Source organism: Streptomyces sp. SID9727 (assembly GCF_010550605.1).
Lineage (GTDB): Bacteria > Actinomycetota > Actinomycetes > Streptomycetales > Streptomycetaceae > Streptomyces.
Genome location: NZ_JAAGNI010000041.1, coordinates 23,515 through 33,477 on the forward strand (window position 1 = coordinate 23,515; position 9,963 = coordinate 33,477).

The window sequence follows — 9,963 nt, forward strand, 5'->3', positions numbered from 1 at the left end:
GCGGACCGGGCTCTTACCGACACCGGTGCCGGAAAAGCGGCGGGCCCGGCCGCCTCCGAAGAAGTGGCCGGGCCCCGCGTCACAGCACCGCTCAGGTCGTCGTACGCCGCCTGCGCGCACCCGGACGCCGCTCGCTCGGCCGGGTCACCGGGTCGCCGGCCTCCCGCGCCGCGTCCCGGCGCCGCGCGCCGAACTCCGCCAGCGCCTCGGCCAGCTTGTGCACCGAGGGCTCCGGCGACAGCACGTCCACGCGCAGCCCGTGCTCCTCGGCGGTCTTCGCCGTGGCGGGGCCGATGCACGCGATGACCGTCACGTTGTGCGGCTTGCCCGCGATGCCGACCAGGTTGCGCACGGTCGAGGACGAGGTGAAGAGCACCGCGTCGAAGCCGCCGCCCTTGATCGCCTCCCGGGTCTCGGCCGGCGGCGGCGAGGCGCGGACCGTGCGGTACGCGGTGACGTCGTCGACCTCCCAGCCGAGCTCGATCAGCCCGGCCACCAGGGTCTCCGTGGCGATGTCGGCACGCGGCAGGAAGACGCGGTCGATCGGGTCGAAGACCGGGTCGTACGGCGGCCAGTCCTCAAGGAGACCGGCGGCGGACTGCTCGCCCGACGGCACCAGGTCCGGCTTCACGCCGAAGTCGATCAGCGCGGCGGCGGTCTGCTCGCCGACCGCGGCGACCTTGATCCCCGCGAAGGCCCGCGCGTCGAGCCCGTACTCCTCGAACTTCTCCCGGACGGCCTTCACGGCGTTCACGCTGGTGAAGGCGATCCACTCGTACCGGCCGGTGACCAGGCCCTTGACCGCCCGCTCCATCTGCTGGGGCGTACGCGGCGGCTCGACGGCGATCGTCGGCACCTCGTGCGGCACGGCGCCGTAGGACCGCAGCTGGTCGGAGAGCGAGGCCGCCTGCTCCTTCGTACGCGGCACGAGGACCTTCCAGCCGAACATCGGCTTGGACTCGAACCACGCCAGCTGGTCGCGCTGGGCGGCGGAGCTGCGCTCCCCGACCACGGCTATGACCGGCTGGTGCCCCTCCGGCGAGGGGAGCACCTTGCCCTGCTTGAAGACCTGGGCGATCGTCCCGAGGGTCGCCGTCCAGGTGCGCTGGCGCGTCGTCGTGCCGCCGGCCGTCACGGTCAGCGGGGTGTCGGGCTTGCGGCCCGCCGCGACCAGCTCACCGGCTGCGGCGGCCACCGCGTCGAGCGACGTCGAGATGACGCACGTGGCGTCGCTCACGCCGACCTCGCTCCAGCAGCGGTCGGTGGCCGTACGGGCGTCGACGAACCGCACGTCCGCGCCCTGCGCGTCCCGCAGCGGCACCCCGGCGTACGCGGGCACCCCGACGGCGTTCGCGACGCCCGGGACGACCTCGAAGGGGATGCCGGCCGAGGCGCAGGCCAGCATCTCGGCGGCGGCGTTCCCGTCCAGGCCGGGGTCTCCGGCCACGGCACGGACGACCCGCCTGCCGCCCTTCGCGGCCTCCATGACAAGATTGGCGGCATCCCTGAGAACGGGTACCCCGGCGGCTGTTGACTGCGCGTCAAGAACCGCCAGCTCAGGGGTGCTTACCCCTGCCCGCGCATGGCAGCGGACGACGCCGAGAACATCCGGTTCGGCGACAAGGACGTCCGCGCTCGCGAGCGCCTCGACGGCGCGCAGGGTCAGCAGTCCCGGGTCGCCGGGACCGGCGCCGAGGAAGGTGACGTGCCCTGCGGAGTGGACCGGGAAATCGGATGCGGCGGGGCCGGTGGGGCTCAAAGTGCTCGCTCCCCCATAAGACCGGCCGCACCCTTGGCAAGCATGTCGGCCGCGAGTTCGCGACCGATCGCCGCCGCGTCGTCGTGCGACGTGGGAACGGGACCGGTGGTGGACATCTGCACCAGCGAGGCACCGTCGGTGGAACCGACGACACCGCGCAGGCGCAGTTCGTTGACAGCCTGACCGTCGGCGAGGAGGTCGGCCAGCGCACCCACGGGTGCGGAGCAGCCGGCCTCCAGGGCGGCGAGCAGGGCACGCTCGGCGGTCACGGCGGCCCGGGTGTACGGGTCGTCGAGCTCGGCGAGCGCGGCGGCGAGGTCGGCGCTGCTCGCAGCGCACTCGATCGCCAGTGCTCCCTGGCCGGGAGCGGGCAGCACGGTGTCGACCGACAGGAAGTCGGTCACCTCACCGCTGCGGCCCAGGCGGCTGAGCCCGGCCGCGGCGAGAACCACCGCGTCCAGCTCGCCGTCGCGTACGAACCCGATCCGGGTGTCGACGTTGCCGCGGATCGGAACGGTCTCGATGTCGAGGCCGTGGCTTCGGGCGTACGCGTTGAGCTGGGCCATGCGCCGCGGCGAGCCGGTGCCGACGCGGGCGCCGGACGGCAGCTCCGCGAAGGTCAGCCCGTCCCGGGCGATCAGCACGTCGCGGGGGTCCTCGCGCACCGGCACGGCGGCCAGCACCAGGCCCTCGGGCTGCGCGGTCGGCAGGTCCTTGAGCGAGTGGACGGCGAAGTCCACCTCGCCCCGCAGCAGCGCGTCGCGCAGCGCGGCGACGAACACGCCGGTCCCGCCGATCTGCGCCAGGTGCTCCCGGGAGGTGTCCCCGTACGTGGTGATCTCCACGAGTTCGACGGCGCGCCCGGTCACCTCGCTGACCGCATCGGCGACGTGGCCGGACTGGGCCATGGCGAGCTTGCTGCGCCTGGTCCCCAGTCGCAGGGGTGAGTTGTCGGTCATGACCGCCCTCGATTCGGGTCGTTCAGGTCTGCCCGGGAGACGGCGGCGACCGTCTGCGGGTCGAGGTCGAAGAGTTCGCGCAGCGCGTCCGCGTACCCGGCGCCGCCGGGCTCGCTGGCGAGCTGCTTGACCCGCACGGTGGGCGCGTGCAGGAGTTTGTCGACCACGCGGCGCACGGTCTGCGTGATCTCGGCGCGCTGCTTCTCGTCCAGGTCGGGGAGGCGTCCGTCCAGCCGGGCGATCTCGTCCGCGACCACGCCGGCGGCCATCGTGCGCAGGGCGACGACGGTCGGGGTGATGTGGGCGGCGCGCTGGGCCGCCCCGAAGGCGGCGACCTCGTCGGCGACGATGGTGCGCACCTGGTCCACATCGGCGGCCATCGGGGCGTCGGCCGACGCCTCCGCGAGCGACTCGATGTCGACGAGGCGCACACCGTCGAGGCGGCCGGCCGCCACGTCGATGTCACGCGGCATCGCGAGGTCCAGCAGCGCCAGGCGGTCGGGCCCGGTGGACTGGGCCGGGATCAGGCCGCTCGCCGGATCGGGCACGTGGTCGAGGCCGAGCGCCCCGGCGACGGTCTCGGCGGTGAGCACGAGTCCGGTGGCACCGGTGCAGGAGACGGCGATGTCGGCACGTGTCAGTTCACCGGTGACCTCGGCCATCTCCACGGCCCGGGCGCGCACCCCCGTGCCGCCGGGCTGGTTCAGGATCTCGACCAGGCGGTCGGCGCGGGCCCGGGTGCGGTTGGCGACGGCGATCTCGGCGACGCCGGAGCGGGCCAGCGTGGCGGCGGCCAGCGAGGACATGGAGCCGGCGCCGATGACCAGGGCGCGCTTGCCCTTGGCCCAGGCGGCGGTGTCGGGGCCGTCGGCGAGCTGTTCCAGGCCGAAGGTGACGAGCGACTGCCCGGCCCGGTCGATCCCGGTCTCGCTGTGGGCGCGCTTGCCGACCCGCAGGGCCTGCTGGAAGAGGTCGTTGAGCAGCCGCCCCGCGGTGTGCAGCTCCTGGCCGAGGGCGAGCGCGTCCTTGATCTGGCCGAGGATCTGGCCCTCGCCGACGACCATCGAGTCCAGCCCGCAGGCCACCGAGAACAGGTGGTGGACGGCCCGGTCCTCGTAGTGCACGTAGAGGTACGGAGTCAGCTCGTCGAGCCCGACGCCGCTGTGCTGGGCGAGGAGCGTGGACAGCTCGGCGACGCCCGCGTGGAACTTGTCCACGTCGGCGTACAGCTCGATGCGGTTGCAGGTGGCGAGGACGGTCGCCTCGGCGGCGGGCTCGGCCGCCAGGGTGTCCTGGAGCAGCTTGGCCTGGGTGTCGGCGGCCAGCGAGGCGCGTTCCAGGAGGGAGACGGGGGCGCTGCGGTGGCTCAGACCCACGAGGAGCAGGCTCATGCCGGCATCACGGCGGGCATGTCCCCGTCGGGTCCCTTCCGGCCGGTGGTGGTGGCGCGCACGGGCGGCGCGGCCGGGTCGGGCGCGGTGTCGACGCCCTCCTCACCGGCCTTGCGCTGCTCGTGGAAGGCGAGGATCTGGAGCTCGATGGACAGGTCCACCTTGCGCACGTCGACGCCCTCGGGCACGGAGAGGACGGTCGGCGCGAAGTTCAGGATCGAGGTGACCCCGGCGGCGACGAGCCGGTCGCACACCTGCTGGGCGGCGCCGGGCGGAGTGGTGATCACACCGATGGAGACGCCGTTCTCGCTGATGATGCGGTCGAGGTCGTCGGCGTGCTGCACGGGGATGCCCGCGACGGGCGTCCCGGCCATCGCCGGGTCGGCGTCGATGAGCGCGGCGACGCGGAAGCCGCGCGAGGCGAACCCGCCGTAGTTGGCGAGCGCGGCGCCGAGGTTTCCGATGCCGATGATGGCGACCGGCCAGTCCTGGGTGAGGCCGAGCTCGCGCGAGATCTGGTAGACGAGGTACTCGACGTCGTAGCCGACGCCGCGCGTCCCGTACGACCCGAGATAGCTGAAGTCCTTGCGCAGCTTCGCGGAGTTGACCCCCGCCGCCGCGGCGAGCTCCTCGGAGGAGACCGTGGGGACCGAGCGCTCGGAGAGCGCGGTCAGCGCGCGGAGATACAGCGGAAGTCGGGCGACGGTGGCCTCGGGAATTCCTCGGCTACGGGTCGCCGGTCGGTGATTTCGGCCAGTTGCCACGGTGCTCCTGCGGGATGAGCGGGGCTTTAGGCGGCCGTATGTCCCAAGACCGCCCCGTCGAATGCAGGCTATGTCTTTGTGAACGCGTGCACAAAGATTGTGTCCGGTTTGTCCGGTCAAAGTGACCGGGGTCACGCACATTCGTCGCGCGATCCAGGAACCATGGATCGCATCAGCCCGTTGCAGGCCCGAAGGGGGCAAAGCGGTACACACTCCTCACGACTACGCCCCCGAGACCACTCAAAACGCCCACGATGGTAACCGGGTTTCCCTCAGGAAAGCAGCGCGCTGCGCAGTCTCGCCGGGTCGACCCGCCAGAACGTGTGCTGTTCGTCATCCACGAGCACCACCGGGATCTGCTCCCAGTACTCCCGGTACAGCTCCTCGTCCCGGGTGATGTCCTTCTCCTCCCAGGAGGCGCCGGTCTCCTCGCAGACCGCCCGGACCACCGCCCGGGCGTCGTCACAGAGGTGGCAGCCGGGCTTCCCCACCAGGGTCACCACGCGCTCGGCGGGGTTCTTCTTCCTACGACGCAGCAAGGCACTCATGCCTCTCATTCTCGGCCCCGTCCCGGAGCCCGCGGACACCAGGAGTTCACACCACGGCACCACGGTGGAACCGGAACGACCCGGCCGACTGGCTATGCTCGACCGCATGGCCGCTCTTGGATGGCTCACCCCCCGCAGGCGTTCCGCCACGGCTCGCAGTGTGCTGGCCGGCGAGGCGGCGGCGGAGGCCGCGCGGAAGCTGGAAGCCGGGTCCGCCGCCGCGGAGACCGGTCCGGAGGAGCCCGAGTTCCCCGTCGTCGGCGACGAACGGGCCGCCGCCTTCTTCGACCTCGACAACACCGTGATGCAGGGCGCCGCGCTCTTCCACTTCGGCCGCGGCCTCTACAAGCGGAAGTTCTTCGAGCGCCGCGAGCTCACCCGGTTCGCCTGGCAGCAGGCGTGGTTCCGGCTGGCCGGAGTCGAGGACCCGGAGCACATGCAGGACGCCCGCGACAGCGCGCTGTCCATCGTCAAGGGCCACCGCGTCTCCGAGCTGATGTCGATCGGCGAGGAGATCTACGACGAGTACATGGCCGACCGCATCTGGCCCGGCACCCGCTCCCTGGCCCAGGCCCACCTGGACGCCGGCCAGCGGGTCTGGCTGGTCACCGCGGCCCCGGTGGAGACCGCCACGATCATCGCCCGCCGGCTCGGCCTGACCGGGGCGCTCGGCACGGTCGCCGAATCGGTCGACGGGGTGTACACCGGACGCCTGGTCGGCGAACCCCTGCACGGGCCCGCGAAGGCCGAGGCGGTCCGCGCCCTGGCGGCGGCGGAGGGCCTGGACCTGGCGCGCTGCGCCGCGTACAGCGACTCGCACAACGACATCCCGATGCTGTCGCTGGTGGGCCACCCGTACGCGATCAACCCGGACACCAAGCTCCGCAAGCACGCCCGCGCCCGCGACTGGCGGCTGCGCGACTACCGCACCGGCCGCAAGGCGGCCAAGGTCGGCATCCCGGCCGCCGCCGGAGTCGGCGCCCTCGCGGGCGGCACGGCCGCGGCCGTCGCCCTGCACCGCCGCCGCCGCTGACTCTCCGCGCCCGCGTGCGTCAACACGGCACACCCTTGTCACCGGCCACAACCCGTCGCCCCCGCAGACAGATTCCGAAGCGAATCGATCAACAAGCGGTCACGATGTGCGACTTGTTGCGTCGAAAAGTTGGTCCAGAAGCGACGCAATCGATGATTTGTGCAACTGGGCGTAGCGCGGCCTGTACGAAGCGTTATTCTCCTCAGACGCATTCCGGACCCGCCACTCACTACGTCGAGTGACGGTTCCGCACTGCTCGTGATGGAAGCTCTGCCTCTGGGAGTCCCGTGTACCCACACGTCGGGGTTGACGCCTCGGGCCTGGCTACGCTGCGCGCATCAGTAGCCGAACGCATGCGCGGCTTCGTCCCCACCGCGTACGCCGTACCCGCATTCGCCGCCCCTGTACCTGCCGGCCCCTGCTACGCCCTGGCCGAACGCGCCGCGGCGGTCGGAAGACGCGGCAGCCGCGGGGCGGCGACCGCCGCCCCCGTGCGGCGGCCCGCCGCCGACAGCGACAGCGCGCGCATGATGGAGCTCGTCGAGCGCGCCCAGGCCGGCGAGGCCGACGCCTTCGGACGCCTCTACGACCAGTACAGCGACACGGTCTACCGATACATCTACTACCGCGTGGGCAGCAGGGCGACGGCGGAGGACCTCACCAGCGAGACCTTCCTGCGCGCCCTGCGCCGCATCTCCACCTTCACCTGGCAGGGCCGCGACTTCGGCGCCTGGCTGGTCACGATCGCGCGCAACCTGGTCGCCGACCACTTCAAATCCAGTCGTTTCCGGCTGGAAGTGACCACCGGCGAAATGCTCGACGCCAACGAGGTCGCCCGCAGCCCCGAGGACTCCGTCCTCGAATCCCTCTCCAACGCCGCGCTCCTCCAGGCCGTGCGCCGCCTCAACCCCCAGCAGCAGGAGTGCGTGACCCTGCGCTTCCTGCAAGGGCTCTCCGTCGCCGAGACCGCCCGCGTCATGGGCAAGAACGAGGGCGCGATCAAGACCCTCCAGTACCGCGCCGTCCGCACCCTCGCCCGGCTCCTCCCGGACGATGCCCGCTGACGGCTCCCCCGCCGGACCGGCCCCGGCGTCGCGTTCCCCACGCACTGGTCCGATCATCTTTCGTGCGTAACCCAAGTGCCGCGCCACTCGTTGTGCCGGTTGCAGGCCCCCTGTCGTCACACCATGTCCGCAGACGCTCACTCGTTCGTGTGGAAGCGCTCAAGGTGTGCAACCTTCCGGATCCCCAGGGGAGTCGACCGTCATGACGAGAGGAGGTGCCGCCAGTGATCGCAAACGTCTCGGCACACCGGCGGGCGAACGCCTTCGCCCAGGCCCTGGAGGAGCAGTCGCTCCGCGGTGCGGCGGCCGTACAGCCCGAGGACCCGGCCGAACAGGCCGACCAAGGACCGCTGTTGGCCCTGGCGAACGGCCTCGGTGAGCTGCCGAAGCCGGAGTTGGACCCCGAGGTCAAAGTGGTGCAGCGAGCCCAGCTCGTCGCCGCCATGGAAGCCATGTTCGCCGAGGGGGGCGCGTCCGCGGGCCCTACGGTGCCCGAACAACGGAGCAGGGGCAGCCACCGCGCCTCCCCGCTCCGCAAACTGCGCCCCAGATCCCGCTGGTCCAAGGGCCTCGCTGCGGGCGGGCTCACCGTCGGGGTGGCCGCCGGCGCCTTCGGCGGAGTGGCCGCCGCCAGCTCCGACGCCCTCCCCGGTGACTCGCTCTACGGCCTGAAGCGCGGCATGGAGGACCTCCACCTCGGCCTCACCCGCGACGACACCGACCGCGGCGAGATCTACCTCGACCAGGCGTCCACCCGCCTCGGCGAAGCCCGCCGGCTCATGGAGCGCGCCCGCTCGGGCCACCTCGACCACGAACAGCTCGGCGAGATCAGGCGCACGCTCAACGGCATGTCGCACGACGCCACCGAGGGCCACCGCCTCCTCCACGCCGCGTACGAACGGGACGGCGCCCTCGGTCCGATCCAGACCCTGGACTCCTTCTCCCGCTCCCACCGCGACACCTGGGCCGGCCTCCGCGACCGCCTCCCCGTCCAGCTGACCGACGTGGGCAACCAGGTCAGCTCGGTGTTCGACGCCATAGACGAAGAGGTCGCACCGCTCCAGTCGCTGTTCCCGCGCGCCCCGGAGAAGGGTCCCGAGGCCCGCCGCTCCGACTCGGCCGGCACCGGCGCGGGCCCCTCCACCGACACGCGCACCCCGTCGCCCTCGTCCTCCGCCCGCCACGAGGACAGCGGTACGGGTTCCAGCTCATCGCCGCGCCCCTCGGACGCGGGCTCCAGCCCGGCCGGCGGCCTGATCGGCGGCGGCACGGACGGCCTCCTCGACCCGCCGTCCCCGGACGCGACCGGCCCGTCGAAGGAGGCGCCGAGCTCGACGCCGTCGCCGGACATCACCATCCCGCCGCTGCTCCCGGGGCTCATCGGCGGTCTCGGCATCGACGCCGAGGACGAACGGGGCTGATCCTCCGGCCCGGACAGAACGGTGCGGCGGCGGTCAGAAGAAGACCGACCGCCGCTGCACCAGCAGCTTGTACAGCGTGTGCTGGATCTGCTCCCGAACCTGGTCCGTCAGGTTGAACATCAGCATCGGGTCCTCCGCCGCCTCCAGCGGATAGCCGTCCGTCGGGATCGGCTCGCCGAACTGGATCGTCCACTTCGTCGGCAGCGGCACCGCACCCAGCGGCCCCAGCCAGGGGAACGTCGGCGTGATCGGGAAGTACGGGAAGCCCAGCAGCCGCGCCAGCGTCTTCGCGTTCCCGATCATCGGGTAGATCTCCTCCGCGCCCACGATCGAGCACGGCACGATCGGCACCCCGGCCCTCAGCGCCGTCGACACGAAGCCGCCCCGCCCGAAGCGCTGGAGCTTGTACCGCTCGCCGAACGGCTTGCCGATCCCCTTGAAGCCCTCGGGCATCACCCCGACGACCTCGCCCTTGCGCAGCAGCCGCTCCGCGTCCTCCGCGCACGCCAGCGTGTGCCCCGCCTTCCGGGCCAGCTCGTTGACCACGGGCAGCATGAAGACCAGGTCCGCCGCGAGCAGCCGCAGATGCCGGTCCGCCGGATGGTGGTCGTGCACCGCGACCTGGAGCATCAGCCCGTCCAGCGGCAGCGTCCCGGAGTGGTTGGACACGATGAGCGCCCCGCCCTCGGACGGGATGTTCTCGATGCCCTTCACCTCGACCCGGAAGTACTTCTCGTACACCGGCCGCAACAGCGACATCAGGACCTGGTCGGTCAGCTCCTCGTCGTACCCGAACTCGTCCACGTCGTACTCGCCGGTGACCCGCCGCCGCAGGAAGGCGAGCCCGCCCGCGATCCGCCGGTCCCAGGCGCCCCGCCCGGACGCGTCGCCTCCGCCCGGGCCCCCGGCCTCCGGCGCGGCGTCCTGGGCGCCCGAGGGCCCGGGCAGGGCGCTCACCGACCCCGTGCCGCGTACCGGAGCCCGCCGGCGCGCGGCACGCGGTACGCCCCCCGGCCGCGAACGG

General features: G+C 72.3%; 9 protein-coding genes. 3 read left to right on the forward strand and 6 right to left on the reverse strand.

All coding sequences use genetic code 11. The features are described 5' to 3' along the window. Positions 1-91: 91 nt before the first annotated feature. From G3I41_RS02410 to G3I41_RS02430, 5 genes are all read right to left on the reverse strand, one after another. Positions 92-1,759, reverse strand: coding sequence for a uroporphyrinogen-III synthase (locus G3I41_RS02410; RefSeq protein WP_164398635.1), 1,668 nt, complete (start codon positions 1,757-1,759; stop codon positions 92-94). Further along, a complete protein-coding gene (gene hemC, locus G3I41_RS02415; protein WP_164398636.1) occupies positions 1,756-2,718 on the reverse strand; it encodes a hydroxymethylbilane synthase in 963 nt (320 codons plus the stop codon). The genes G3I41_RS02410 and hemC overlap by 4 nt, the downstream gene beginning before the upstream one ends. Next, complete coding sequence (locus tag G3I41_RS02420) at positions 2,715-4,109, reverse strand: glutamyl-tRNA reductase (protein WP_164398637.1); 1,395 nt, start codon at positions 4,107-4,109, stop codon at positions 2,715-2,717. Before G3I41_RS02420 ends, hemC begins: the two co-directional genes overlap by 4 nt. Then, the gene (locus G3I41_RS02425; protein WP_164398638.1) at positions 4,106-4,873 is read right to left on the reverse strand and encodes a redox-sensing transcriptional repressor Rex; all 768 of its coding nucleotides are present in this window, start codon (positions 4,871-4,873) and stop codon (positions 4,106-4,108) included. Before G3I41_RS02425 ends, G3I41_RS02420 begins: the two co-directional genes overlap by 4 nt. Positions 4,874-5,145: 272 nt before the next feature. Next, the gene (locus tag G3I41_RS02430) at positions 5,146-5,421 is read right to left on the reverse strand and encodes a glutaredoxin family protein (RefSeq protein WP_093708273.1); all 276 of its coding nucleotides are present in this window, start codon (positions 5,419-5,421) and stop codon (positions 5,146-5,148) included. 106 nt (positions 5,422-5,527) lie between these two features. On the opposite strand from G3I41_RS02430, the gene G3I41_RS02435 reads away from it, so the two are divergent. The 3 genes from G3I41_RS02435 to G3I41_RS02445 all read left to right on the forward strand — a co-directional run bounded on the left by G3I41_RS02435 (position 5,528) and on the right by G3I41_RS02445 (position 8,939). Continuing rightward, complete coding sequence (locus G3I41_RS02435) at positions 5,528-6,454, forward strand: HAD-IB family hydrolase (RefSeq protein WP_164398639.1); 927 nt, start codon at positions 5,528-5,530, stop codon at positions 6,452-6,454. Positions 6,455-6,741: 287 nt separating this feature from the next. After that, positions 6,742-7,518, forward strand: a complete 777-nt coding sequence (locus G3I41_RS02440) for an ECF subfamily RNA polymerase sigma factor, BldN family (RefSeq protein WP_164398640.1) — start codon at positions 6,742-6,744, stop codon at positions 7,516-7,518. Between the two features lie 224 nt (positions 7,519-7,742). Next, positions 7,743-8,939 carry a DUF5667 domain-containing protein gene (locus G3I41_RS02445; protein WP_164398641.1) on the forward strand — a complete coding sequence of 399 codons (1,197 nt, stop codon included), beginning with the start codon at positions 7,743-7,745 and terminating at the stop codon, positions 8,937-8,939. A gap of 33 nt (positions 8,940-8,972) precedes the next feature. Here the strand turns inward: G3I41_RS02445 and G3I41_RS02450 are convergent. Beyond that, positions 8,973-9,963, reverse strand: a 991-nt coding sequence (locus tag G3I41_RS02450) for a lysophospholipid acyltransferase family protein (RefSeq protein ID WP_164398642.1), incomplete at its 5' end; no start/stop codon positions are given.